25 protein-coding genes are annotated in these 23878 nt (G+C 66.5%); 16 read left to right on the forward strand and 9 right to left on the reverse strand.

From position 1 onward, the window contains the following. The coding region (locus B3E91_RS14970) for a putative porin (RefSeq protein WP_287030174.1) at window positions 1-767 on the forward strand (767 nt) is incomplete at its 5' end. A 71-nt stretch (window positions 768-838) separates the two neighbouring features. On the opposite strand, the gene B3E91_RS14975 is transcribed toward B3E91_RS14970, so the two are convergent. Beyond that, window positions 839-1963 (reverse strand): beta-ketoacyl-ACP synthase III, encoded by a 1125-nt coding sequence (locus B3E91_RS14975; RefSeq protein WP_287030175.1) that lies wholly within the window; start codon window positions 1961-1963, stop codon window positions 839-841. A gap of 324 nt (window positions 1964-2287) precedes the next feature. Between B3E91_RS14975 and B3E91_RS14980 the strand changes: the two genes are divergently transcribed. Next, entirely contained in the window at window positions 2288-2842 is a 555-nt protein-coding gene (locus tag B3E91_RS14980) for an ankyrin repeat domain-containing protein (RefSeq protein ID WP_287030176.1), read from the forward strand. Here the strand turns inward: B3E91_RS14980 and B3E91_RS14985 are convergent. After that, window positions 2839-3888 carry a diguanylate cyclase gene (locus tag B3E91_RS14985; protein WP_287030177.1) on the reverse strand — a complete coding sequence of 350 codons (1050 nt, stop codon included), beginning with the start codon at window positions 3886-3888 and terminating at the stop codon, window positions 2839-2841. The genes B3E91_RS14980 and B3E91_RS14985 overlap by 4 nt on opposite strands. 197 nt (window positions 3889-4085) lie before the next feature. On the opposite strand from B3E91_RS14985, the gene B3E91_RS14990 reads away from it, so the two are divergent. Further along, a complete protein-coding gene (locus B3E91_RS14990) occupies window positions 4086-5693 on the forward strand; it encodes an FMN-binding glutamate synthase family protein (RefSeq protein ID WP_286784905.1) in 1608 nt (535 codons plus the stop codon). Between the two features lie 18 nt (window positions 5694-5711). On the opposite strand, the gene B3E91_RS14995 is transcribed toward B3E91_RS14990, so the two are convergent. Further along, a complete protein-coding gene (locus B3E91_RS14995; protein ID WP_287030178.1) occupies window positions 5712-6602 on the reverse strand; it encodes a formate/nitrite transporter family protein in 891 nt (296 codons plus the stop codon). 228 nt (window positions 6603-6830) lie between these two features. Between B3E91_RS14995 and B3E91_RS15000 the strand changes: the two genes are divergently transcribed. Further along, on the forward strand, window positions 6831-7550 hold the full coding sequence (locus tag B3E91_RS15000; protein WP_287030180.1) for an amino acid ABC transporter substrate-binding protein: 720 nt from the start codon (window positions 6831-6833) through the stop codon (window positions 7548-7550). Here the strand turns inward: B3E91_RS15000 and B3E91_RS15005 are convergent. Continuing rightward, window positions 7541-7684, reverse strand: a complete 144-nt coding sequence (locus B3E91_RS15005) for a hypothetical protein (RefSeq protein ID WP_273232781.1) — start codon at window positions 7682-7684, stop codon at window positions 7541-7543. The two genes, B3E91_RS15000 and B3E91_RS15005, sit on opposite strands and share 10 nt — an antisense overlap. A 146-nt stretch (window positions 7685-7830) precedes the next feature. On the opposite strand from B3E91_RS15005, the gene B3E91_RS15010 reads away from it, so the two are divergent. Together B3E91_RS15010 and B3E91_RS15015 are read left to right on the forward strand one after the other, a co-directional pair. Continuing rightward, the gene (locus B3E91_RS15010; protein ID WP_090228368.1) at window positions 7831-8094 is read left to right on the forward strand and encodes a DUF2790 domain-containing protein; all 264 of its coding nucleotides are present in this window, start codon (window positions 7831-7833) and stop codon (window positions 8092-8094) included. A gap of 228 nt (window positions 8095-8322) precedes the next feature. Continuing rightward, the gene (locus B3E91_RS15015) at window positions 8323-8757 is read left to right on the forward strand and encodes a DUF2846 domain-containing protein (protein ID WP_287030186.1); all 435 of its coding nucleotides are present in this window, start codon (window positions 8323-8325) and stop codon (window positions 8755-8757) included. A 60-nt stretch (window positions 8758-8817) separates the two neighbouring features. Here the strand turns inward: B3E91_RS15015 and B3E91_RS15020 are convergent, their stop codons facing one another. The 3 genes from B3E91_RS15020 to B3E91_RS15030 all read right to left on the reverse strand — a co-directional run bounded on the left by B3E91_RS15020 (window position 8818) and on the right by B3E91_RS15030 (window position 10389). Beyond that, the gene (locus B3E91_RS15020; RefSeq protein WP_090228373.1) at window positions 8818-9240 is read right to left on the reverse strand and encodes a 3-isopropylmalate dehydratase; all 423 of its coding nucleotides are present in this window, start codon (window positions 9238-9240) and stop codon (window positions 8818-8820) included. Between the two features lie 70 nt (window positions 9241-9310). Further along, on the reverse strand, window positions 9311-9664 hold the full coding sequence (locus B3E91_RS15025; protein WP_287030192.1) for an antibiotic biosynthesis monooxygenase family protein: 354 nt from the start codon (window positions 9662-9664) through the stop codon (window positions 9311-9313). Next, window positions 9661-10389: a CTP synthase C-terminal region-related (seleno)protein gene (locus B3E91_RS15030; protein ID WP_287030194.1), complete on the reverse strand. Its 729-nt coding sequence runs from the start codon at window positions 10387-10389 to the stop codon at window positions 9661-9663. Before B3E91_RS15030 ends, B3E91_RS15025 begins: the two co-directional genes overlap by 4 nt. Window positions 10390-10499: 110 nt before the next feature. Here B3E91_RS15030 and B3E91_RS15035 point away from each other — a divergent pair, with 110 nt between their 5' ends. Continuing rightward, window positions 10500-11372, forward strand: a complete 873-nt coding sequence (locus tag B3E91_RS15035) for a LysR family transcriptional regulator (protein WP_282341458.1) — start codon at window positions 10500-10502, stop codon at window positions 11370-11372. 10 nt (window positions 11373-11382) lie between these two features. On the opposite strand, the gene B3E91_RS15040 is transcribed toward B3E91_RS15035, so the two are convergent. Then, window positions 11383-11820, reverse strand: coding sequence for an HIT family protein (locus B3E91_RS15040; RefSeq protein WP_287030195.1), 438 nt, complete (start codon window positions 11818-11820; stop codon window positions 11383-11385). A 130-nt stretch (window positions 11821-11950) separates the two neighbouring features. Between B3E91_RS15040 and B3E91_RS15045 the strand changes: the two genes are divergently transcribed. From B3E91_RS15045 to B3E91_RS15060, 4 genes are all read left to right on the forward strand, one after another. Then, the gene (locus tag B3E91_RS15045) at window positions 11951-12655 is read left to right on the forward strand and encodes a glutathione S-transferase N-terminal domain-containing protein (protein WP_287030196.1); all 705 of its coding nucleotides are present in this window, start codon (window positions 11951-11953) and stop codon (window positions 12653-12655) included. 185 nt (window positions 12656-12840) lie between these two features. After that, window positions 12841-13323 carry a GNAT family N-acetyltransferase gene (locus tag B3E91_RS15050; RefSeq protein WP_287030213.1) on the forward strand — a complete coding sequence of 161 codons (483 nt, stop codon included), beginning with the start codon at window positions 12841-12843 and terminating at the stop codon, window positions 13321-13323. 287 nt (window positions 13324-13610) lie between these two features. Further along, window positions 13611-14342: a carbonic anhydrase gene (locus B3E91_RS15055; RefSeq protein ID WP_090228392.1), complete on the forward strand. Its 732-nt coding sequence runs from the start codon at window positions 13611-13613 to the stop codon at window positions 14340-14342. A 306-nt stretch (window positions 14343-14648) separates the two neighbouring features. Beyond that, window positions 14649-16190, forward strand: a complete 1542-nt coding sequence (locus B3E91_RS15060; protein ID WP_287030197.1) for a SulP family inorganic anion transporter — start codon at window positions 14649-14651, stop codon at window positions 16188-16190. 5 nt (window positions 16191-16195) lie between these two features. On the opposite strand, the gene B3E91_RS15065 is transcribed toward B3E91_RS15060, so the two are convergent. Then, window positions 16196-17149 carry a helix-turn-helix domain-containing protein gene (locus B3E91_RS15065; protein ID WP_287030200.1) on the reverse strand — a complete coding sequence of 318 codons (954 nt, stop codon included), beginning with the start codon at window positions 17147-17149 and terminating at the stop codon, window positions 16196-16198. A gap of 117 nt (window positions 17150-17266) precedes the next feature. Here B3E91_RS15065 and B3E91_RS15070 point away from each other — a divergent pair, with 117 nt between their 5' ends. From B3E91_RS15070 to glpD, 5 genes are all read left to right on the forward strand, one after another. After that, complete coding sequence (locus B3E91_RS15070) at window positions 17267-17896, forward strand: cysteine hydrolase family protein (RefSeq protein WP_287030202.1); 630 nt, start codon at window positions 17267-17269, stop codon at window positions 17894-17896. A gap of 406 nt (window positions 17897-18302) precedes the next feature. Beyond that, the gene (locus B3E91_RS15075) at window positions 18303-19187 is read left to right on the forward strand and encodes an MIP/aquaporin family protein (protein ID WP_282341444.1); all 885 of its coding nucleotides are present in this window, start codon (window positions 18303-18305) and stop codon (window positions 19185-19187) included. Window positions 19188-19199: 12 nt separating this feature from the next. Continuing rightward, window positions 19200-20708, forward strand: a complete 1509-nt coding sequence (gene glpK / locus B3E91_RS15080) for a glycerol kinase GlpK (RefSeq protein ID WP_287030209.1) — start codon at window positions 19200-19202, stop codon at window positions 20706-20708. Window positions 20709-20900: 192 nt separating this feature from the next. Next, a complete protein-coding gene (locus B3E91_RS15085; RefSeq protein WP_090228408.1) occupies window positions 20901-21659 on the forward strand; it encodes a DeoR/GlpR family DNA-binding transcription regulator in 759 nt (252 codons plus the stop codon). 548 nt (window positions 21660-22207) lie between these two features. Then, the gene (gene glpD / locus B3E91_RS15090) at window positions 22208-23761 is read left to right on the forward strand and encodes a glycerol-3-phosphate dehydrogenase (protein ID WP_287030212.1); all 1554 of its coding nucleotides are present in this window, start codon (window positions 22208-22210) and stop codon (window positions 23759-23761) included. Window positions 23762-23878 lie beyond the last annotated feature (117 nt).

Here is a 23878-nt window from a genome sequence, read left to right on the forward strand (position 1 = left end):
CCACCGACATCAAGGACCTGCACCTGGTCGGCGGCAAGATGCCGCAACAGTGGGTCAGCATGGGCGACGTGATCTGGGACGGCGACCTCAACCCGGAAGGCCTGGCCGTCACCTACAAGATGCCGCTGGCCGGCAAGACCGAGCTGTTCGGCAGCACCGGTTACTACATCCTGCAGGACAACGTCGACGGCGAGGGCTATCAGTTCGAGCACGACCTGCGCATGTACACCGGCCAGGCCGGCATCCGCTTCGCGCCGGCGGACAGCCTGAAAGTGACCCTGGGCGGCAGCCTCTACGCCTTCGACAACGACGACGACACCAACACCCTGGCGATCAACGGCAACGCCGCCGGCAGCAACGAGTTCCAGCTTTACGAAGGGTTCGGCCAGGTCGACCTGACCGGCCTGGCGCTGCCGCTGTCGTTCTACGGCCAGTACGTCAAGAACGCCGACGCCAAGACCACCGCCACCGTGGGTAAGGAAGACACCGCTTACCTGTTCGGCGTGAAGACCAAGATCTTCGCCTTCGGCCTGGACTACAACTACCGCGACGTGGAACGCAACTCGGTGGTCGGCGCCTTCACCGATTCCGACTTCGGCAACGGCAACACCGGCGGCAAGGGCCACAAGGTCAAGGTCAGCTACGACATCGACAAGAACTTCGCCGTGGCGGCCAGCTACCTGAAAGCCAAGGACGCCTGGCTGGGTGCAGCAGCTGGCGAGGGCGATGTCGACACCATGCAACTCGACCTCGAAGCCAAGTTCTGACCGCGACACGCAATGCAAAGCGGGGAATGCCGAACACCGGCATTCCCCGCTTTTTTGTGCCTGTGAAAAGCTTAGCGACGGCGCAGGATCACGCTACCGATCGAGTAGCCGGCGCCGAACGAGCTGAGCACGCCGAGGCTGCCCTTGGGCATGTCGTCCTGGTACTTGTGGAAGGCGATCACCGAACCGGCCGAGCTGGTATTGGCGTAGGTGTCGAGGATCACCGGCGCCTCGTGCGGTTCCGCATCGCGGCCGAGCAGGCGGCGGATGATCAGCAGATTCATGTTCAGGTTCGCCTGGTGCAGCCAGTAGCGCTGCACGTCGCCGACCGGCAGGTCGTTCTCGGCCAGGTGCTCGCCGATCAGCTCGGCCACCATCGGGCAGACTTCCTTGAACACCTTGCGGCCTTCCTGGACGAACAGCTTGTCCGGGTTGCTCGCCGCCTCTTCTTCAGCGGCGCGGTTGAGGAAGCCGAAGTTGTTGCGGATGTTGTTGGAGAAGTGGGTCAGCAGCTTGCTGCTGATCACGTCCCACTGGTGCTCCGAGGTCGCCAGGTCGGCGCGCTCGAGAATCACCGCGGTGGCGGCATCGCCGAAGATGAAGTGGCTGTCGCGGTCGCGGAAGTTGAGGTGGCCGGTGCAGATTTCCGGATCGACCAGCAGGATCGCCTTGGCCTGGCCGACCTGGATGGCGTTGCACGCGGCCTGGATGCCGAAGGTCGCCGAGGAACAGGCGACGTTCATGTCGTAGCCCCAGCCCTGGATGCCCAGCGCGGCCTGCACCTCGATGGCCACCGCCGGGTAGGCACGTTGCAGGTTGGAACAGGCGACGATCACCCCGTCGATGTCGGCGGCGGTCTTGCCGGCGCGCTGCAGGGCTTCCTTCGCGGCGGCCACGGACATCTCGCAGAGGATGCCCCACTCCTCGTTGGAGCGCTCGGGAATGCTCGGCACCATGCGCTGCGGGTCGAGGATGCCGGCCTTGTCGATGACGAAGCGGCTCTTGATCCCCGAGGCTTTCTCGATGAAGGCGACGCTGGATTCGCCGAGCGCCTCGACCTCGCCACGCGCGATGGCGTCGGCGTTGTCGGCGTTGAACTGCGCCACGTAGGCATTGAAGGACGCCACCAGCTCTTCGTTGGAAATGCTCTGGGCAGGGGTATACAGGCCGGTACCGCTGATCACGACGTTATGCACGGTCGTTCCTCTTTTAATTCTGGGGTGTTCCAAAGGGCTGTTGCCGTTTCATCGCAGCCACGCGGTTCGGCATGAAACGGCAACGGACCCTGGCTTTAGACTAGCCGCCATTGTGCCCGAAAACCGCGAAAATTCCCTCTCGGGCGCGGCAGGCGCGGTTTTGACGATGACCCGACGCCTCTACCGGAACCATAGCCTTTTGCAATGAGCGCCCTGGCGGCGCCGATGTCAGGCTGTGCGACACAGCACCAGCGCACGCGCGCGCTGTCGATAACAGTGGGCGCCGATCACGCCGCCCCACCGATACCAACAACGGAGACCCGCATGTCGAACCCGAACGCGCGCCCTGCCGCCGCACCGATGACACCCGAGGAAGAACAGGAATTCGCCAACCAGGTCTTCGATGTCGCCCGCAACGGCGATGCCGCGATGCTCGCCCGGCTGCTGGACAGCGGACTGCCGGCCAACCTGCGCAATCACAAAGGCGATAGCTTGCTGATGCTCGCCAGCTACCACGGCCACCAGGACGCTGCGCGCGTGCTGCTGCAACACGGCGCCGACGCCAATCTCGCCAACGACCGTGGGCAGACGCCGCTGGCCGGCACCGGTTTCAAGGGCGACCTGGCGATGGCGACGCTGCTGCTGGAGCACGGCGCCGATGTGGAAGGCGCCTCGCCGGACGGCAAGACCGCGCTGATGATGGCGGCGATGTTCAACCGCACCGATATCGTCAGGTTGCTGCTGAGCCAGGGAGCCGACCCGGCGGCGCGCGACGCCAATGGCGTTACCGCGATGGCCGCGGCGCAGGCGATGGGCGCGCAGGATACGCCAGCGCTGCTCGAGCGCGCCCTGCTCGGGCGAGACCGTTCGGCCGACTAGCCCGCCGCGGCCACCACGCGATTGCGTCCAAGCTCCTTGGCGCGGTAGAGCGCCTCGTCCGCCCTCTTCAGCCAGGCCTGGGCATCCTCCAGCCCGGTATGGAAACCGGCGATGCCGATGCTCAGGCTGACGCTCAGCCCGTCCGCCTGGCTGAACGCCAGGCTGGTGATTTCTTCGCGCAGGCGTTCGAGCACCGCGAGGGCCTCGCCCGATTCGGTATCCGGCAGCAGCACGCAGAATTCGTCGCCGCCGTAGCGCCCGGCGATATCCGTCAGCCTGAGGTTGCGCTGGATGCAGCGGCCGACCTCGCGCAGCACCTCGTCGCCAGCGATATGGCCATAGCGGTCGTTGCTCGACTTGAAGTGATCGACATCGATCAGCGCCAGGCTGGCGGCCTGACCGCGCGCGCGGCAGTCGTCGAACACCAGGCTCGCCTGCTCGCTCCAGTAACGTCGATTGAACAGCCCGGTAAGGCTGTCGGTGCGGCTCAGTTCGCGCAGTGTGCGCTTGTGCTGGCCGAGCTGGATCGCCAGCCGATAGAGCACCAGGCCGATGGTCAGCGGATGAATGACCAGCATCGGCAGGCAGGCGTAGAGAATCTGCTGGCTGATCTGCGGGGTGAAGCTGAAACCCAGCAGCAGCACCGAGACGACCATCCCCAGCGCCTGCATCGCCATGCCCCGCAGCACGAAGCGCACGCCGCCTGCGGCGGTGTTGTTCATCGCCAGCATCGACAGCATCATCACCGTCGGCAGCACGTTGAAGCCGATGCTGGCGATCCAGAAGCCGCCCATCAGCGAGTCGAACAGCACCTGGCGCCGCTCGATCACGTAGGGCGAGCGCGAGCGCAACGCCATCCAGTAGGCCAGTAGCGGCCAGCCGTAGGAAAACACCACCAGCAGCGCCCACAGCCAGATCGGCGACTGGCGTTCCCAAAGCACCACCGCCACGCACAGGAAACCCGTGCCCAGCCCGATGGCGCGCGGCAGAAACGCGCGACGGACGAAGGAAAGGCCGGCTTTATCGGAGGTGATGGGATCGTGCACGTCGAGGTCTTGCGAAAGGACTGCCGCCACTATATCCGATAGGACCAGGCCCTTGTGTTAAAGGCCGGGGTGCCATCCCGGCGCCAGCCACGTAGTCTGCATCTGCAGAATCGGGACCACCCGACCCTGCGCGTTGCGCTTCCCAACGAAACGTGCCGGCCGCTCGCCGCCCGGCCCCCGTGATTTCCGGAGCCCGCATGACCCTGTCGCTGCTCAGCCGTTACGCCGTGTTCGCCTTCTGTGTGCTGTTCACCGTCATCAGCGCCTTCTTCCTGGGCCACGAGTGGCTCTGGCCATTCACCCTGGTCAGCGCCGCGCTCGCCCTGGTCGGCCTCCTCGACCTGGCACAGCCGCACCGCGCGGTGCGCCGCAACTATCCGGTTATCGGCAACATCCGCTACCTGTTCGAGGCGATTCGGCCGGAAATCCGCCAATACCTGCTCGAAGGCGACGGCGAGCAGTTGCCGTTCTCCCGGGCCCAGCGTTCGCTGGTCTATGCGCGGGCGAAGAACGAGGCCGGCGACAAGCCGTTCGGTACGCTGCTCGACGTCTACCAGGACGGCTTCGAATTCATCGGCCACTCGATGCGCCCGGCGCCGCTGGGCAACCCGGACGATTTCCGCGTGCTGATCGGTGGCCCGCAGTGCCGCCAGCCCTACTCCGCCTCGCTGTTCAACATCTCCGCGATGAGCTTCGGCTCGCTCAGCGCCAACGCCATCCGCGCGCTGAACAAGGGCGCCAAGCTGGGCAACTTCGCGCATGACACCGGCGAGGGCAGCATCAGCCCGTACCACCGCGAACACGGCGGCGACCTGACCTGGGAGCTGGGCAGCGGCTACTTCGGCTGCCGCACCAGCGACGGCCATTTCGACCCGCAACGCTTCGCCGAACAGGCCGCCAGTCCGCAGGTGCGGATGATCGAAATCAAGCTGTCGCAAGGCGCCAAGCCCGGGCACGGCGGCATCCTGCCCAAGCACAAGGTGACCCCTGAAATCTCCGAGACCCGCGGCGTACCGATGGGCGAGGACTGCGTGTCGCCGTCGCGCCACAGCGCCTTCGACACGCCGACCGGCCTGTTGCACTTCGTCGCCCGGCTGCGCGAGCTGTCCGGCGGCAAACCGGTCGGCTTCAAGCTCTGCCTTGGCCACCCGTGGGAATTCATGGGCATCGCCAAGGCCATGCTGGAGACCGGCATCCTGCCCGACTTCATCGTCGTCGACGGCAAGGAAGGCGGCACCGGCGCCGCGCCGCTGGAGTTCACCGACCATATCGGCGTGCCGATGCGCGAGGGTTTGCTGTTCGTGCACAACACCCTGGTCGGAATCAACCTGCGCGACAAGATCAGGCTCGGCGCCAGCGGCAAGATCGTCAGCGCGTTCGACATCGCCAGCGTGCTGGCCATCGGCGCGGACTGGGCCAACTCGGCGCGCGGCTTCATGTTCGCCATCGGCTGCATCCAGTCGCAGAGCTGCCACACCAACAAATGCCCCACCGGCGTCGCCACCCAGGACCCGCTGCGCCAGCGCGCGTTGGTGGTCGAGGACAAGGCCACGCGGGTCTACAACTTCCACCGCAACACGCTGCGCGCGCTCGCCGAAATGCTCGCCGCCGCCGGCCTTGAGCACCCCGCGCAACTGGACGCCCGGCACCTGGTGCGGCGTGTGTCCGCCACCGAGATCAAGCTGTTCTCGCAGCAGCACGTGTTCCTCAAGCCCGGCGAGTTGCTCGACGGGCCGATCGAGAGCGAGTTCTACCAGCGCATGTGGGCGATGGCGCGCAGCGACAGCTTCGACGCGCGCGCCTGAGGCGTTGGCGCAGCGCCATCACTCGCTGCGAATCTGCGCGTGGGCGATCAGGGCGAAGATAAAGCTGCCGCCGACGATGTTGCCGGCCAGGGTCGGCAGGGCGAAGTGGAAGATGAACTCGGAGCCACCGATCTCGCCGTTGAACATCAGGTAGCCGACCTCCGCCGAGCCGACCACGATGTGGCTGAAACTGCCCAGCGCCATGGCATAGGTGACGATGCCGATGACCCAGATCTTCGCCCCCTCCGCCGCCGGAATCAGCCAGACCATGGTGGCGATCATCCAGCCGGAGACGATGGCCTTGGCGAACATCGGGTAGGTGTCGTTTTCCATCACCTCCCTGCCGATTTCGAGAAACGCCTTGTCCGCCGCCTCGTTGAAGATCGGCAGGTGGAGGATCGAGAAGGCGAACAGCAGAGTGCCGCAGAGGTTGCCGAAGAGCACCACCGACCACAGCCGCAGCAACTGCATGAAATGCGTGCGGGTCGGGTCACTCATGACCGGCAGCACGGCGGTCAGGGTGTTCTCGGTGAACAGCTGCTGGCGCGCTAAGATCACCGCGAGGAAGCCCACCGGGTAGCCGAGGCTGGTGATCAGCGTCGCCAGCGGATGCTCGCCGACGTTGGCCCGCAGCAGGCCCATCACCATCAGCGACAGGCCTATGGTCAGGCCCGCCGCCAGCGCCGACCACCAGAGCGCCGCCAGGCTGCGGCCAAGTTCGTGATCGCCCTGCGTGCGAATCACCTCGTGCAGCACCTGCGCGCGCGGCAACTGGTTCTTCTCGACCTCGCGCTCCTCCTCGGCGGAAAGGTCGTTGCCCGTCTCGCCCCGTTCCTCGATGACATCGCCGGATTTGTCACGGCGCGTCCTGGTCCCGTCGCGCGGCGGGGTATCGTCGTCGTCCTTCATGGTCTCTTCCTGGGGCTGGAGTCGAGCTATAGGCAACCGCCGCATTCGCGCGGTTCCTCGCCGAGCCGCTCGCCGTGCAGAAAAACCGGCCTGCCCGGCAACCCGGAGGCCGACGGCGGCGGCCTCCCGCGCGCCACCACGACGGCGCCCGCTGCACGGACGACCAAGACTGCGAACGCGTTTTCTCGCTAAGCTGGGCGCCCTCCGATGCCAGGCCCAGACGGAACCATGCGCCGAATCGCTCTCGCCCTGCTGGTCATCTGCAACCCGCTCGCCGCCGAGGAGCGCCCGCTGCGCTTTTCGATCAGCGAAAGCTCGACGATGCCCATGGTTCGCATCGAGGACGGACAGGCCACCGGAGGCATTCTCTACGACCTGCAGACGCGCCTCGCCGAGAAGGTCGGGCGCCGCGCGCAGCTCATGGTGCTGCCCCGGCTGCGCGTGCAGCAGATGCTGGTGCGCGGCGAAATCGACGTGCGCTGCGACGTCAATCCGGCGTGGTTGAAGGAATCCACGCACCAGTACATCTGGAGCGTGCCCTTCATGGTCCACCGCGACGTGCTGGTGGGCACCGGGGCGAACCTGCCTCGCCAGCCGCCACCGGGCGAAGCCATCGGCACCGTGCTCGGTTTCGTCTATCCCACGCTGGAACCGGCGTTCGCCAGCGGTGCGCTGCGCCGCGACGACGCGCGTACCCAGGAGCTGGTGCTGGCGAAACTCACCGCCGCGCGCGACCGCTACGCCGTCAGCAATGAGCTGACCCTCGACTGGTACAACCGCCAGCGCACCGACGGCCAGACGCTGCACAAGCTGGGCTTGGTGGCCTCGGACATCGTCGCCTGCATCGTCCGCGACGAGCCGGACGTGCCGGCCCACACGCTGCTGCGGGCACTGGTGCGGATGAGCGTGGACGGCGAGTTCGAGGCCATCCTCGCGCGCTATCGCTGACGCCGCGCCTTGCAGGCCGCGCGATCCAGGCAGGCCTGAACCCACTCGTCCATCAGCCGGTCGCTGATTGCCGAACCCTTGATGCAGGTCAGTACGCATCCATCGATCGCGCTGATGACCAATAGCAGGACCATCGATTTCTCAATCTCCGGGCCGAATGTTTTTATTCAACCGTGAGCAGTACAGGACGCCTGCCGCAGCGACCCGTCGTGAAACCTGACGACCCCCACGCTGCCAGTGCTCCCGCCCACTACTGTCGAGCTAATTCGAGGATCGAACCATGAAAATCGCCAGCGTCATCTCCACCGTAATCTCCAGCTTCGCCCCCTTCGCCTTCGCCACCGACGCGCAGCCCGGCTCCGACATTCCGCCGGTGGACTACCAGTACGGCATGCAACTGGACGTCAAACAGGTCCTGCATCGCACCGACAACACCGGCAAGACCGGCGTGGTCCCGACGATCATGGTCTACCAGGACAGCAAGGGCGAAGTGCACAAGATCCGCTTCCTCGAATGGGGTGGCAAAACCAGCGAACAGAGCTGAGCGCGAAACCTGAAAAAGCCGGCCCGAGCCTCTCGCGGCCGGCTTTTTCATGCCTGCTCGCCAGCACTTGTAAATGCCCTGTGGCCTGGATTAACGTCGCCGCCGGCAGTGACGCGCCCGCAGGCAGGAAGCCTTCCGAATCTCTCCCCGCCCCACGCCTTTGCTGCAGGAAGCCCAGGCTCTGCAATCGCAAGCCTGACCGTTATCGATCCGAATCAAGGAATTCGCATGTACAAGCTGATCGTTGTTGCCACCGCCCTCCTGACCCTCGGCGGCTGCGCCTCGGTGCCGAAAGGCGATCCGGCCCAGGATGCCGCGTTGAAGACCTTCCAGGTCGCGCCGGACAAGGCCGCCATCTACGTCTATCGCAACGAAAGCATGGGCGCCGCGGTGAAGATGGATGTCGCCATCGACGGCCAGGCCATCGGCCAGACCGCCGCCAAGACCTACCTGTTCAAGGAAGTGACGCCGGGCAAGCACACCATCACCTCTGAAGCGGAAAACACCGCCACGCTGGAAGTGAATACGCTGGCTGGCAAACCGACCTTCGTCTGGCAGGAAGTGAAGATGGGCGTGCTCTCCTCCCGCAGCAAACTGAATCTGGTGGACGCGGAACAGGGCAAGGCCGGGGTGAAGGAATCCGACCTGGCCATCGCCAAGTAAAAATCCGAATGACGAAAAAGGCCGCTCACGAGCGGCCTTTTTCTTGTCCGGCGAAAAGGTTCAGCGGTCGTCGTCGGGTTTGATATCGAAGCCGCTGGAGGCTTCGCTGACGATGCGGTAGCGGACGGTTTCGCCGGCCTTCACGGTGGCCAGCTCCTCGCGCAGCAGGCGACCCATGCTGCACAGGCCGCCGTCCTGCTCGTCGATGCCGATGCCGACTACGTGCTGGCCCGGGCGCAGCTGGAAGCTGACCATTTCGCCGACGCGGATGCGCGCGGCGGGCTTGCGGTCCACCGACAGCGCGACGTGGCAGCCGCCACCGATCTTGCCGAAGTCGCGGTGTACGTAGAGCGTGCCGCCGCCCTGCACCGGCTCTTGGAATGCCATCACGCGGTCGCTGGGGATTTCGGTTGGGTTTTCAGCGGGAACGGACGAACAACCGGCGAGAAACAACAGGGGCAGTGCTGCGTAGATCAATCGCATGGGTTCCCTCCACGGGCATGGGCGAAGTGCTGACGGACGTTATGACAGCATTTTGCGATCGACGGTGCCATCAGCGCAGCGGATTTGCCGATCCGGATGTTTCCGCCTGCGTGAAACCGTAGTCGCGCTCGACCCTGGCGATGCGCGCGGTGAAGGCGCTGTACCAGTCGGCCCGGCCCCGCTCGCGGGCGGCGCTGTGCTGCAGATCTTCGCGCCAGGCGCGAATCGCCGCCTCGCTTTGCCAATAGGACACGGTGATCCCCAGGCCATCCTCGCGGGCCGACTCGACGCCGAGAAAACCCGGCTGGCGTTGCGCCCGTTCGAGCATCCGCGCGGCCGTTTCGGCGTAGCCCTGGTCGCCGTCGCGGCGTTGCGAGGTGAAGATCACCGCGTAGTACGGCGGCGTGGGCGTCGCGGCGATCACGAGGCCAGCTTCGCCTCGTGGGCGGCCTGCACCGCGCAGGCGCCAACCAGGCCGGCGACCACCGGCGGCAGGCGCCCGGCCAGCGCCGCGCGCTCGGGCTGGAACAGGGTGGCGAGGAAGAACGGATGATCCTGCAGCTCGATGGCGCGCACTTCGCCGCCTTCGTCATGCCCTGACGCGCGCAGGCTGTGCGCCAGCAGCGGCTCGCGGAAGGCGGCGTCGAGGCCGTAGCGGCAGAGGTATTCCTCGGTGATTTCCAGCACGCCGTAAAGCTCGGCGATCTGCGTGCCGGACACCAGCCGCACCCGGCGCGAGGCGTCCTGCAGCGCGCAGCTGAGCGGCGCGATCAGCGGCTGCTCGGCCTGCGGCGAAAGCTCGGCGTGCTCGGCGTTCCAGCCCAGCGAATGGCGCGCATATTCGAGCAGCGCATGCTGGAAGCCGCCGCAGGTTCCGAGGAAGGGCACGTTGTTCTCGCGGGCGAAGCGGATCGCGCGCAGTGCGCCTTCGGTATCCGCGTAGGGGCTGCCGGGCACGCACCAGATGCCGTCGTAATCGCCGAGGCGCTGACCGTCGTCGATACCGTCGGTGGACAGCCAGTCGTGATCGACGCGAATGCGCAGCGCGTCGGCGGCCAGTTGCAGCGCCAGCGGGATCGCACGATGCGCGGTGATGGTGTCGCTACGCTCGCCGATCAGGGCGATCTTCACGTGGTTGGTGCTGTACATGCGCATGCCTCCTCGTCTGGGCCAGGTCCTCTGGCGTGCCGTCCGAGGGCCACTATAAGATGGCACTGACGCAACAAGTATTGGCATCCAGACAATCGAAGTGTGCACCGATGCAATATCGACTCGATCATTCCGACCTCTCCCTGGTCCTCGCGCTGGTCCGTGGACGCTCCCTGGCGCGGGCCTCGGAGATGCTCCAGGTCGACGTCTCCACGGTGTTCCGCTCGGTGCGGCGTCTGGAGGCGGCCCTGGGCATCGCGCTGTTCGAGAAGAGCCGCCGCGGCTACCTGCCGACCGGCGCCGCGCAGGCGCTGGCGGAACAGGCCGAGCGTGCCGAGCAGGCGCTGGACGCCGCGCGGGTGGCGCTGGAACAGGGTGAACAGGTGGTCAGCGGGACGGTGCGCCTGACCTGCACCGACGCCGTGCTGCACAGCCTGCTGCTGCCGGCGCTGGCGCGCTTCATGCCGAGCTATCCGGCGCTGACGCTGGAGCTGGCGACCTCCAACGAATTCGCCAACCTCAGCCGGCGCGACGCCGACATCGCCCTGCGCCTGACCAATTCGCCGCCGGAGCACTTGGTCGGGCGCTGCCTGGGCACCGTGTCCTATGCGGTCTACGGCCGCGAGGAGTATCGCCAGCCGGCCTCACGCGACCCGGCGCGGTTGCCCTGGATCGCCCCGGACGATTCGATGCCGGACCACGCCACCGTGGTCTGGCGTCGCCAGCGCTATCCCGGCGTAGTGCCCGCCTACCGTTGCAGCAGCATGCTCTCGGTGGCGCAACTCACCCAGGCAGGACTGGGCGTGGCGGCGCTGTCGGATTTTCTCGCCGGGGATTTCGACGGCCTGGTACGCCTGAGCGAGCCGCTGGGCGGATGCGACTGCGAACTCTGGCTGCTCACCCGCCCGGATTGCCGTGCCTTGCGCTCGGTGCAGACGCTGTTCGAGGAGCTGACCCGCACGGTGCGCATCGGCTCGGATTAGCCGCCCGCGTTCAGCCCTGCAGGCGCTCGACCAGCCGCGCGGCGAGTGCGGCAAGTTCCGCCGGCTCGGCCTTGTTCTGGGCATGCGCGCCCAGGCTGCTGGCGGACCAGCGCGGAATCAGGTGGAAGTGCAGGTGGTAGACGGTCTGCCCGGCGGGCGCGCCGTTGAACTGGGCGACCTGCACGCCCTCGGCCTGCAATTCGTCGATCAGCACGCCGGTGAGGCGCTGGGCGACCAGGATCAGCTTGCTCAAGGTGTCCGCGTCGATTTCCAGCAGGTTGCGCGCCGTCGCCCGTTTGGGAATCACCAGCGTATGCCCGCGCGACTGCGGGAAGGCGTCGAGGAAGGCCAGCACGTCGTAGTCCTCGTAAACCTTGTGGCAGGGCGCCTCGCCCCGAATGATCCTGGCGAAGATGTTCTGCGGATCGTAGTCGCCGTACAGGCTCATGTGCTGCTCCTGGCAGGATGGAATCCGCAGAGGCTACCGCCCGCCTCGGCCGCCGGCAAACCGCAGGGCGGTGCGCGCGGTGGCCGGGCCTTGCTAAGGTAGAACGCACACCCCGCCCATGGAGGCTCCCATGCCCGATCTTTCCGCGTTCCCGATCACCCGCAAATGGCCGGCGACCCGGCCGGACTGCCTGCAGCTTTACTCGCTACCCACGCCCAACGGGGTCAAGGTGTCGATCATGCTCGAAGAGATCGGCCTGCCCTACGAGGTACACCTGGTCAACTTCGAGAAGAACGACCAGATGACGCCGGAGTTCCTCTCCCTCAGCCCGAACAACAAGATCCCGGCGATGCTCGATCCCGACGGCCCCGGCGGCAAGCCGCTGACGCTGTTCGAATCCGGCGCCATCCTCATCTACCTGGCCGAGAAGACCGGCCAGCTGCTGCCCGCCGACCCGGCCGAACGCTACCAGGCGATCCAATGGCTGATGTTCCAGATGGGCGGCATCGGCCCGATGTTCGGCCAGCTCGGCTTCTTCACCAAGTTCGCCGGCAAGGACATCGAGGACAAGCGCCCGCGCGACCGCTACGTCGCCGAATCCCGGCGCCTGCTCGGCGTTCTCGACAAGCACCTGGAAGGTCGCCAGTGGATCATGGGCGAGGCGTACGGCATCGCCGACATCGCCACCTTCCCCTGGATACGCAACCTGATCGGCTTCTACGGCGCCGGCGAGTTGGTGGAGTTCGAAAACTTCGCCAACGTCGCCCGCGTGCTGCAAACCTTCGTAGAACGCCCGGCGGTGATCCGCGGCCTGGACATCCCCCACCGCGGCTGAACGCCCCACCGCGCCCCCGGCTTCGTAGGGTGGGCCTCGGGCAACCCACGCATCAGCGCATCGCGTGGGCTGAAGCCCACCCTACGACTGGACATTCACACTGGCGCTGAACAGGGCGTGCCCGAGGCTTCCGGGCCTTCCTCCCAGCCGCTAGCATGGGCGCCCCTCAATTCATCGAGACCGCCATGACCCTGGAAATCCGCCCCGCGCAGCCCGCCGATGCCGCGCAGATCCTTGCCTTCATCGTCGAACTGGCCGAGTACGAGCGCGCCCGTCACGAAGTGGTGGCGAGCCTGGAAGATATCCAGCGCAGCCTGTTCGCCGACGGCGCGCCGGCGCGCGCGCTGATCTGCCTGCGCGACGGCGAGCCGATCGGTTACGCGGTGTACTTCTTCAGCTATTCGACCTGGCTCGGGCGCAACGGCATCTACCTCGAAGACCTCTACGTCACCCCGCAGCAACGCGGCAGCGGCGCCGGCAAGCAGTTGCTGCGTCACCTGGCCCGCGAGGCCTGTGCCCACGACTGCGGGCGCCTGGAGTGGAGCGTGCTGGACTGGAACGAGCCGGCCATCCGCTTCTACGAATCCATCGGCGCCAGCGCGCAGGGCGAGTGGATTCGCTACCGCATGGAAGGCGACACCCTGCGCAGCTTCGCCGAAGGCGAGTGAGCCGTCATGCGCCCGTTCGGCGCGCGCGCCCCTTACAGAAGCGCTGCACGGCGCGATCTGGAAATGACACGTGATTCGCCGGCGGCCTGCCGACGTCTACGCTTCGGGTCAGGGCTGCGCGCACGCGTGCTGGCGCTTCGCCAGGCGGCTTTTAAGGTTCATTTAAGTTTGGTCGCTTAGAGTCGCTTTCGTCTTTCGCGCAGTCCGACTGCTACGGAACCCCAACCACCGCCGAGCGTCTGCAGATGTGCCAGCCGCCCGGCCGATAGAACGTTAACGAGGTCCCTATGCCCGGTAACCGCCCCACCCCAGAAGCCCTGGCTGCGATGCCGCAGGAAACCGCGGATGAATCGCTCAAGCACATCGTCGATGGCTTCCTGCGTTTCCGAAACGAGGTGTTCCCCGAACAGGAAGCGCTGTTCAAGAAGCTCGCCGGCGCCCAGCAGCCGCGCGCCATGTTCATCACCTGCGCCGACTCGCGCATCGTTCCCGAGCTGATCACCCAGAGCTCGCCCGGCGACCTCTTCGTCACCCGCAACGTCGGCAACGTGGTGCCGCCGTACGGGCAGATGAACGGCGGCGTCTCCACCGCCATCGAGTACGCGGTGCTGGCGCTGGGGGTGAAGCACATCATCATCTGCGGGCATTCGGACTGCGGCGCGATGAAGGCGGTGCTCAACCCGCAATCGCTGGAAAAGATGCCCACCGTAAAGGCCTGGCTGCGCCACGCCGAAGTGGCGAAGACGGTGGTCGAGGACAACTGCCCGCATTGCGCCGGCCAGGATTCCCTCGGCGTGCTCACCGAGGAAAACGTGGTCGCCCAGTTGCAGCACCTGGGCACCCACCCTTCCGTCGCCTCGCGCCTGGCCAGCGGCCAGTTGTTCATCCATGGCTGGGTCTACGACATCGAGACCAGCGCGATCCGCGCGTACGACGCCGAACAGGGCGCCTACCTGCCGATCGATGCCGACCATCCGCTGCCGATGGCCACGCCCAAACCGCGATATCGCCCGTCCTGACGGGCACTCTCCTTTCGGCGTCCCGCCCCGGCGGGGCGCCGAAACCCCAACGCCAGCAGCCGTAACGACTGGCCGCACAAAACGTCCCCACACACCCTGATTGCCGCCGATGCCCGTGAAAACCGGTATCCGAATCCGTTCGCGCCAAGGAATTCGCCCACGCTCTCGCGAGTCGAGGTCCGGCAAGACGGAAGCCGCCCGGCAAGCGCATGTACCCGTCGGACATGCTGCCTGGGCGACTTCCCTCTGCGCAGGGCATACGCACAACGGATCGCGGGTGAACTCCGAAGAATGTGGAGAAAGTGCATGCTCGACTCAATCAAGTCCTCCCTGCCCCGCGACGCCCTGGCGTCGGTGGTGGTGTTCCTCGTCGCCTTGCCGCTGTGCATGGGCATCGCCATCGCCTCCGGCATGGAGCCGGCCAAGGGCCTGATCACCGGGATCATCGGTGGCCTGGTGGTCGGTTTCCTCGCCGGTTCGCCGTTGCAGGTCAGCGGCCCCGCTGCCGGTCTCGCCGTACTGGTCTTCGAACTGATCCGCACCCACGGCCTGGCCGCGCTCGGCCCGGTGCTGGTGCTCGCCGGGGCGATCCAGCTGCTCGCCGGGCGCCTGCGCCTGGGCTGCTGGTTCCGCGTCACGGCGCCGGCGGTGGTCTACGGGATGCTCGCCGGCATCGGCATCCTCATCGTCCTGTCGCAGGTCCATGTGATGCTCGACGCGACGCCCAAGGCCTCCGGCCTGGACAACCTCACGGACTTCCCCGGCGCGCTGGGCGAAGCCCTGCCGGTGCTCGGCGGCGGCTTCGGCCTGGACGCCGCGCTGCTCGGCCTCGGCACCATGGCGGCGATGTTCGGCTGGGAGAAGCTGCGCCCGCAGGCACTGCGTTTCCTGCCGGGCGCGCTGATCGGCGTGGCGCTGATGACGGCGGTGAGCCTGTGGTTCGCGCTCGAGGTGAAACGCGTCGACGTGCCGGCCAACCTCGGCGACGCGATCGACTGGATCACCCCCGCGAGCCTGATGCGACTGGCCGACCCGACCCTGCTGGTCGCCGCGCTCGCCCTGGCCTTCATCGCCAGCGCCGAGACGCTGCTCTCGGCCGCCGCGGTGGACCGCATGCACAACGGCGCGCGCTCGGACTTCGACCGCGAGCTGTCGGCGCAGGGCGTCGGCAACCTGCTCTGCGGCATCGTCGGCGCGCTGCCGATGACCGGCGTGATCGTGCGCAGCTCGGCCAATGTGCAGGCCGGCGCCGTCAGCCGCCGCTCGGCGATCCTGCACGGCGCCTGGCTGCTGGCGTTCGTCCTGCTGCTGCCGGGCGTGTTGCAGAGCATCCCGATCGCCAGCCTGGCCGGAGCGCTGGTCTACACCGGGTTCAAGCTGGTCGACCTCAAGGCGGTGCGCAGCCTCGGCCGTTACGGCCGCATGCCGGTGTTGATCTACCTCGCCACCGCGCTGACCATCGTCTTCACCGACCTGCTCACCGGGGTGCTGGTCGGCTTCGGCCTGACGCTGGCCAAGCAGGCCTGGCGCAGCTCGCGGCTGAAGATCAGCCTGATCCGCCACGGCGAGCGCGACGCCGAGCTGCGCCTGGTCGGCAGCGCCACCTTCCTCAAGGTGCCGAAGCTGGCCAAGGTGCTCGAAGGCATTGCGCCAGACACCCGCCTCCACGTCCCTTTGAGCCACCTGCCGTACATCGACCACGCCTGCATGGAGTTGCTGGAAGACTGGGGGCGCGCCGCGGCCAAGAACGGCGGCGAGCTGCAGATGAATCGCCACGCGGTGAAACGCCGTCTCGAAGGCCGCCGGCAGACCACCAGCGGAGTCGGCGCCGCGCACGCGGTCGGTTGAGCCGCCTAGCCGCGGCCCTGGAAGGTCTGCAGGTAGGCGCTGGGCGATACGCCGAACGTGCGGCCGAACTGCTGGCGCAGGGATACCGCGGAGCCGAAGCCGGCCAGCCCGGCGATCGCCTCCACGGAGTGTTCGGTGCCTTCGAGCAGGCGCTGGCTGAGCGCCAGGCGTTCGGCCAGCAGCCAGTCGCCCAGGGTGCTGCCGGTGAGCTGGCGGAAATGCCGGCTGAAGCTGCGCCGGCTCATCGCGGCCTGCTCGGCGAGGCTGTCCAGCGTGTGCGGCCGATGCAGGCAGGTGCGCACGTCGTCGAGCAGGCCGCCCAGGCGGTTGTCCCGCGAGGTGGCTGGCAACGGCTGTTCGATGAACTGCGCCTGGCCGCCCTGGCGATGCGGCGCCACCACCAGACGCCGCGCCACCCGGTTGGCCACCTCCGCGCCCCAGTCCTTGCGCAGCAGGTGCAGGCAGCAATCGAGCCCCGCGGCGGTGCCGGCAGAGGTCAGCAGATCGCCGTCCTCCAGGTAGAGCTTCTCGGCATCCACCTTCACCGCCGGGAAACGCGCGGCGAAATCCTCGACCCATCCCCAGTGCGTCGTAGCGCGACGCCCGTCGAGCAGGCCGGCGGCGGCGAGCACATAGGCGCCCAGGCACAGACCGACGATCAGCGCGCCGCGCCGGTGGGCGGCGATCAGCGCGTCCAGCAGCGCCTGCGGCGGCCGCTCGTCCGGGTCGCGCCAGCTCGGCACGATGATCGTCCGCGCCTCAGCCAATGCCTCCAGGCCATGGGCGACAGCGATGTCGAAACCGGCGGTGGTGCTCAACCGGCCGCCTTCCGCGGCGCAGACGAGCAGCTCGTAGGAGCCGTCCGCCGGAGGCGTTTCACCGAACACCAGGCAGGGAACGGACAGGTGGAACGGACTGATCTGGTCGAACGCGACCACCACGATGCGGTGCGGCTGCATGCAGGAACCCTGGGCGGAATTTGGCCCGATTCTATCGAAAGTCGTCGCCCGGGCCACTCACAACAGGCCTTCCACGCCGACGACACTGGCGCCCTCACACACAGAGGAGTGCCCCGCATGAGCGCATCACCGAAACGCGCACTGATCGTCATCGACGTGCAGAACGAATACATTACCGGCAACCTGCGCATCGAATACCCCGATGTCGGGCTGTCGCTGCCGAATATCGCCCGCGCCATGGACGCCGCCCGGGCCACCGGCATCCCCGTGGTGGTGATCCAGCATCTCGAAGCGCCTGACTCGCCGCTGTTCGCCCGCGGCGGCGAGATGGCCGAGCTGCATCCGGACATCGCCCGCCGCCCCCGCGACCATCACGTGGAAAAGAACCAGGCCAGCGCCCTGACCGGCACCGACCTCGCCGCCTGGCTGCGCGACCGGCAGATCGACACGCTGACGGTGATCGGCTACATGACCCACAACTGCGACCTGGCGACCACGCTGGAAGCTCACCACCTGGGCTGGAACGTCGAGCTGCTGCATGACGCCAGCGGCTCGCTGCCCTACAGCAACGCCTGCGGCAGCGTCAGCGCCGAGGAGATTCACCGGGTGATGACGGTGGTGATGCACAGCAGCTTCGCCGCTGTGGCGAGCACGGCGCAATGGCTGGAAGCGCTGGAAAACGGCACGGCCCTGGAGCCCGGCGACATCCCAAGCTCGAACCAGCGGGCCATCGCCGAGCGCCAGTGACTCCGCAATAAACCGAGGCGCCGACCTCGCGCCTGCCCGAGGCCGACGCGCCTCACGATTGAATCCCTTCCCAACCGGTGGTCGGATCGACGATCCGGCGGCCGGCGATCCGGCGACCGGCGACCGGCGACCGGCGATCCGGTGGCCGGCACTCCGGCGGCCCACCGGCGCTTCACGGCGCCCGCGAACCGACCCGAACACCTCACTCCTGACCTGGAGCCCGCCTCCGAAACCCCGGGTGAAACTTGTTCAACCCTGCGGCGTCAATGTTCGTATTCAATTATGGAGTGTTCGATTTCTTCGCTTTGACAGACCAAAGGTTTAAAATTAAGTTTCATTTACGAAAAACTCCGAACCCGGTTTGAGGTCGGAAAACAACTACAACAATCGTCAGAGGCTCCCTCGCATGAGTACTCCAACCGTTCCGCTTCCGACCCTCAAGGGTCAATGCATCGCCGAATTCCTCGGCACCGCCCTCTTCATCTTCTTCGGTACCGGCTGCGTAGCCGCGCTCAAACTGGGCGGCGCGAGCCTTGGCCTGTGGGAAATCAGCATCATCTGGGGGGTCGGCGTGAGCATGGCGGTGTACCTCACCGCGGGCGTTTCCGGCGCGCACCTGAGCCCGGCGGTGACGATCGCGCTCTGGCTGTTTGGCGGTTTCGAGCGCTACAAGGTGCCGGCCTACATCGTCGCCCAGGTCGCCGGCGCGTTCTGCGGCGCGGCGCTGGTCTACGGCCTGTACAGCAGCCTGTTTTTCGATTTCGAACAAGCGCACAACATGGTTCGCGGCAGCGTCGACAGTCTGCAGCTGGCCTCGGTGTTCTCCACCTACCCGCACCCCTCGCTGTCCGTCGGCCAGGCATTCCTCGTCGAGATGGTGATCACCGCGATCCTTCTGGCGATGATCATGGCGCTCACCGATGACGGCAACGGCCTGCCCCGTGGACCGCTGGCGCCGCTGCTGATCGGCCTGCTGATTGCCGTGATCGGTGCCTCGATGGGCCCGCTGACCGGCTTCGCGATGAACCCCGCGCGCGATTTCGGACCCAAGCTGATGACCTACTTCGCCGGCTGGGGCTCCGTGGCCTTCACCGGCAACCGCGACATCCCCTACTTCCTGGTCCCGATCTTCGCCCCGATACTGGGCGCCTGCCTGGGCGCCGCCGCCTACAAGGCGCTGATCTGCAAGCACCTGCCCGTAGGTACGGGAGCCTGCAACACAGCCGAGGATGCCACCTGGGAAACCGGCGAAAACAACCAGAAAGATGCCCGAGCATCCGAAGCCCGCTAAGGAAGACTTGCCATGAGCGATCAGAACAAGCAGTACATCGTTGCCCTCGACCAGGGCACCACCAGCTCGCGCGCCATCGTGCTGGACCGCAATGCCAACGTGATCACCGTTGCCCAGCGCGAGTTCGCGCAGATCTATCCGCAGCCGAGCTGGGTCGAGCATGACCCGATGGAAATCTGGGCCACGCAGAGTGGCGTGTTCGTCGAAGCCCTGGCCCAGGCCGGCATCAGCAACGAACAGGTCGCCGCGATCGGCATCACCAACCAGCGCGAAACCACCATCGTCTGGGACAAGCTCACCGGCCGGCCGATCTACAACGCCATCGTCTGGCAGAGCCGCCAAAGCACCTCGATCTGCGACCAGCTCAAGCGCGACGGCATGCTCGATCACATTCGCACGACCACCGGCCTGGTGATCGACCCCTATTTCTCCGGCACCAAGATCAAGTGGATCCTCGACCACGTCGAAGGCAGCCGCGAGCGCGCACGGCGTGGCGAACTGCTGTTCGGCACCGTGGATTCCTGGCTGATCTGGAAGATGACCCAGGGCAAGGCCCACGTCACCGACTACACCAACGCCTCGCGCACCCTGCTGTTCGACATCCACAAGCGCGACTGGGACCCGGTGATGCTCGAAGCCCTCGACATCCCGCGCGAAATGCTCCCCGAGGTGCGCTCGTCCTCCGAGGTCTACGGCCACGCCTACCTGGGCTCCGGCCAGAGCACCGGGATTCCCATCGCCGGGATCGCCGGCGACCAGCAGGCGGCGCTATTCGGCCAGATGTGCGTCGAGCCGGGCCAGGCGAAGAACACCTACGGCACCGGCTGCTTCCTGCTGATGAACACCGGCGAGAAGGCCGTGCAGTCGCAGCACGGCCTGCTCACCACCATCGCCTGCGGCCCGCGCGGCGAAGTGAACTACGCGCTGGAAGGCGCGATCTTCAACGGCGGCTCCACCGTGCAGTGGCTGCGCGACGAGCTGAAGGTGATCAACGACTCGCTGGACTCCGAGTACTTCGCCACCAAGGTGCAGGACAGCAACGGCGTCTACCTGGTGCCGGCGTTCACCGGTCTCGGTGCGCCGTACTGGGACCCGTATGCACGTGGCGCGCTGTTCGGCCTGACCCGCGGCGTGAAGGTCGACCACCTGATCCGCGCGGCCCTGGAATCCATCGCCTACCAGACCCGCGACGTGCTCGACGCGATGCAGCAGGACGCCGGCGAACGCCTGCGCTCGCTGCGCGTGGACGGCGGCGCGGTGGCCAACAACTTCCTCATGCAGTTCCAGGCCGACCTGCTTGGCACGCCGGTGGAACGCCCGGAAATGAAGGAAACCACCGCCCTCGGCGCCGCCTACCTGGCCGGCCTGGCGACCGGTTTCTGGAGCGGTCTGGACGAGCTCAAGCGCAAGGCGACCATCGAGCGCGTGTTCGAGCCGGCCTGTGACGAAGCCAAGCGCGAAGCCCTCTACAAGGGCTGGAAGCGCGCCGTGGATCGCACCCGCGGCTGGGCCGAAGAATGATCGCCTAACGCAACGAAGAAGCCCGGCGCGGAAGTCCTTCCCGCCGGGCTTTTTCATGGGTGTCGAGAATTTGCTGTCCATACCGGTGGCGCGCGCCTTCCCATCGGCGCCAGGGCGGTTTTCCTCGAACAATCTTTAATCGCGCGGCGGACTGCGGCATGCTTCGGGCCACACCAGAATAAGGAAGTCGCAATGAGCTTGGCCCCCCGCCAGCAGAACATTCTCGAATTGGTACGAGAGCGCGGTTACGTCAGCATCGAGGAGCTGGCTCAACACTTCGCCGTCACCCCCCAGACCATCCGCCGGGACATCAACCAGCTCGCCGAAGTCGGCCTGCTGCGCCGCTACCACGGCGGCGCGGCGCACGATTCCAGCGTCGAGAACACCGCCTACAGCATGCGTGCCAGCCAGATGCGCGACGAAAAACGCCGCATCGCCGAAGCCATGGCCACACACGTGCCGGACCAGGCGTCGCTGTTCATCAACATCGGCACCACCACCGAAGCCATCGCCCATGCCCTGCTCAATCACCACGGGCTGAAGATCATCACCAACAATCTGCACGTGGCGAACATCCTCAGCGCCAAGGACGACTTCGACGTGCTCATCGCCGGCGGCACCGTGCGCAGCGACGGTGGCGTGGTCGGCCAGGCCACCGCGGACTTCATGAAACAGTTCAAGGTCGACTACGCGCTGATCGGCATCAGCGGCATCGACGAGGACGGCACCCTGCTCGACTTCGACTTCCAGGAAGTGCGCGTCTCCCAGGCGATCATCGACAACGCGCGCAAGGTCTACCTCGCCGCCGACTCCAGCAAGTTCGGCCGCAGCGCCATGACCCGCCTCGGCTCGCTGGAACAGATCGACAGCCTGTTCACCGAAGCCCGCCCCGAAGAGCCGTTCGCGCAACTGCTGGCGGCGAACAAGGTCAAGGTCGTCATCGCCGAGTAATCGCCTGAGGACCGGGCGCCCCTGATCACCTCGTCGTAGGGTGGGTCAGGCGCACACCGCTGCCGCTGCCTGACACCGCCCGCCACGCGCCGTAACCCACCGGACACGCTGCCGCCGAACACCGCTGGTGGGTTGCGCGGATAAACCTCGAGCCAGGCGAAAAAACGGAGCGCCGCTCTACCCACCCTACGGTCCTGAGCACCGGGCGACCCTGCTCACCTCGTCGTAGGGTGGGTTAGGCGCCCACCGCTGCCGCTGCCTGACACCGCCCGCCACGCGCCGTAACCCACCGGACACGCTGCCGCCGAACACCGCTGGTGGGTTGCGCGGATAAACCTCGAGCCAGGCGCAAAAACGGAGCGCCGCTCTACCCACCTTACGTCACGCCGCGTATCTCGAAACGAAAACCCATCACAACTCAAAAGTTCGTATCGATTCGATTATTTTCTTTTATCGACGAAATGAACATTTCATCCCTATGAGATGGAATTCTTTTTCGCTACGATGTTCGTATTCGAATATACGCGTTCGTTTTCGAGGAGATGACCATGACCGACTCCACCCGCCCGCTCGCCGAGGTTTATGACGTTGCCGTGATCGGCGGCGGTATCAATGGGGTCGGCATCGCCGCCGACGCCTCCGGCCGTGGGCTCTCGGTCTTCCTGTGCGAACGCGACGACCTCGCCAGCCACACTTCCTCGGCCAGCAGCAAGCTGATCCACGGAGGGCTGCGCTACCTCGAACATTACGAATTCCGCCTGGTGCGCGAAGCCCTGGCCGAGCGCGAAGTGCTGCTGGCCAAGGCGCCGCACATCGTCAAGCCGATGCGCTTCGTCCTGCCGCACCGCCCGCACTTGCGTCCGGCCTGGATGATCCGCGCCGGCCTGTTCCTCTATGACAACCTTGGCAAGCGGGAAAAACTGCCGGCCTCGCGCGGCCTGCGTTTCGATGCGGACAGCGCGCTGAAGCCGGAAATCAAGCGCGGTTTCGAATACTCCGATTGCTGGGTGGACGACGCGCGCCTGGTGGTGCTCAACGCCATCGCCGCCCGCGAGAACGGCGCGCACATCCATACCCGCACGCAGTGCCTGAGCGCCCAGCGCAGCAACGGTCTGTGGGACGTCGAGCTGCAGCGCGAGGACGGCAGCCGCTTCTCGATCCGCGCACGCGCGCTGGTCAACGCCGCCGGTCCGTGGGTCGCCAAGTTCATCGGCGAGAACCTCAAGCAGCGCTCGCCCTACGGCATCCGTTTGATCCAGGGCAGCCACGTGATCGTGCCGAAGCTCTACGAGGGCGAGCAGGCGTTCATCATGCAGAACGAGGACCGCCGCATCGTCTTCGCCATCCCCTACCTGGGCCGCTACACGATGATCGGCACCACCGACCGCGAATACACCGGCGACCCGGCCAAGGTGCGCATCAGCGACGAGGAAATCGACTACGTGCTCGGCGTCGCCAACGCGCACTTCCGCAAGCAGCTGACCCCGGCCGACGTGCTGCACACCTTCGCCGGCGTGCGCCCGCTGTGCGACGACGAGTCGGACAATCCGTCCGCCGTGACCCGCGATTACACCCTGTCGCTGGCTGCCGAGGCGCACAAGGCGCCACTGCTGTCGGTGTTCGGCGGCAAGCTGACCACCTACCGCAAGCTGGCCGAATCGGCGATGGCGCAGCTCAAGCCGTACTTCCCGAACATGGGCCCAAGCTGGACCGCCAGTGCCACGCTGCCCGGCGGCGAGAACATGAGCACCCCGCAAGCGCTGGCCAAGCAGCTGCAGGCCAAGATCAGCGGCGTCTCCCCGGCCCTGGCGCAACGCTGGTCGCAGACCTACGGCGAGCGCGTGTGGAAGATGCTCGGCGATGCGCGCAGCGTGACCGACCTCGGCACCGACCTCGGCCGCGAGCTGTTCACCCGCGAGGTGGATTACCTGCGCCGCGAGGAGTGGGCGACCCAGGTGGACGACATCCTCTGGCGCCGCACCAAACTCGGCCTGGCCTTTTTCCCGGAGGAAAAAGCCAACCTCGAGCGTTACCTCGCCACTGCCTCGGTCGAAGCCTCCGCGCCGGCACCGCTCGCGACCCGCGACAGCGACGCCGCCTGAACCGTAGGGTGCGCCATGCGCACCGCGAGCGGCCGGACGGGCATTCGTCGGTGCGCACGGCGCACCCTACGGCAGGAGCACAACCCCTCTCGCCACTGATAAAGCGCCTGCTCTGCA

The organism is Pseudomonas sp. UBA6310 (assembly GCF_002438225.1).
GTDB classification, from domain to species: Bacteria; Pseudomonadota; Gammaproteobacteria; order Pseudomonadales; family Pseudomonadaceae; genus Pseudomonas_O; species Pseudomonas_O kuykendallii.

Bases quoted from the DNA above. Each gene is read 5' to 3' on its own strand.
- B3E91_RS14980 (WP_287030176.1), top strand. From the start codon at position 2,288: ATGTCGAACCCGAACGCGCGCCCTGCCGCCGCACCGATGACACCCGAG.
- B3E91_RS14990 (WP_286784905.1), top strand. From the start codon at position 4,086: ATGACCCTGTCGCTGCTCAGCCGTTACGCCGTGTTCGCCTTCTGTGTG.
- B3E91_RS14995 (WP_287030178.1), bottom strand. From the start codon at position 6,602: ATGAAGGACGACGACGATACCCCGCCGCGCGACGGGACCAGGACGCGC.
- B3E91_RS15000 (WP_287030180.1), top strand. From the start codon at position 6,831: ATGCGCCGAATCGCTCTCGCCCTGCTGGTCATCTGCAACCCGCTCGCC.
- B3E91_RS15005 (WP_273232781.1), bottom strand. From the start codon at position 7,684: ATGGTCCTGCTATTGGTCATCAGCGCGATCGATGGATGCGTACTGACC.
- B3E91_RS15010 (WP_090228368.1), top strand. From the start codon at position 7,831: ATGAAAATCGCCAGCGTCATCTCCACCGTAATCTCCAGCTTCGCCCCC.
- B3E91_RS15015 (WP_287030186.1), top strand. From the start codon at position 8,323: ATGTACAAGCTGATCGTTGTTGCCACCGCCCTCCTGACCCTCGGCGGC.
- B3E91_RS15020 (WP_090228373.1), bottom strand. From the start codon at position 9,240: ATGCGATTGATCTACGCAGCACTGCCCCTGTTGTTTCTCGCCGGTTGT.
- B3E91_RS15030 (WP_287030194.1), bottom strand. From the start codon at position 10,389: ATGTACAGCACCAACCACGTGAAGATCGCCCTGATCGGCGAGCGTAGC.
- B3E91_RS15035 (WP_282341458.1), top strand. From the start codon at position 10,500: ATGCAATATCGACTCGATCATTCCGACCTCTCCCTGGTCCTCGCGCTG.
- B3E91_RS15040 (WP_287030195.1), bottom strand. From the start codon at position 11,820: ATGAGCCTGTACGGCGACTACGATCCGCAGAACATCTTCGCCAGGATC.
- B3E91_RS15045 (WP_287030196.1), top strand. From the start codon at position 11,951: ATGCCCGATCTTTCCGCGTTCCCGATCACCCGCAAATGGCCGGCGACC.
- B3E91_RS15050 (WP_287030213.1), top strand. From the start codon at position 12,841: ATGACCCTGGAAATCCGCCCCGCGCAGCCCGCCGATGCCGCGCAGATC.
- B3E91_RS15055 (WP_090228392.1), top strand. From the start codon at position 13,611: ATGCCCGGTAACCGCCCCACCCCAGAAGCCCTGGCTGCGATGCCGCAG.
- B3E91_RS15060 (WP_287030197.1), top strand. From the start codon at position 14,649: ATGCTCGACTCAATCAAGTCCTCCCTGCCCCGCGACGCCCTGGCGTCG.
- B3E91_RS15065 (WP_287030200.1), bottom strand. From the start codon at position 17,149: ATGCAGCCGCACCGCATCGTGGTGGTCGCGTTCGACCAGATCAGTCCG.
- B3E91_RS15070 (WP_287030202.1), top strand. From the start codon at position 17,267: ATGAGCGCATCACCGAAACGCGCACTGATCGTCATCGACGTGCAGAAC.
- B3E91_RS15075 (WP_282341444.1), top strand. From the start codon at position 18,303: ATGAGTACTCCAACCGTTCCGCTTCCGACCCTCAAGGGTCAATGCATC.
- glpK (WP_287030209.1), top strand. From the start codon at position 19,200: ATGAGCGATCAGAACAAGCAGTACATCGTTGCCCTCGACCAGGGCACC.
- B3E91_RS15085 (WP_090228408.1), top strand. From the start codon at position 20,901: ATGAGCTTGGCCCCCCGCCAGCAGAACATTCTCGAATTGGTACGAGAG.
- glpD (WP_287030212.1), top strand. From the start codon at position 22,208: ATGACCGACTCCACCCGCCCGCTCGCCGAGGTTTATGACGTTGCCGTG.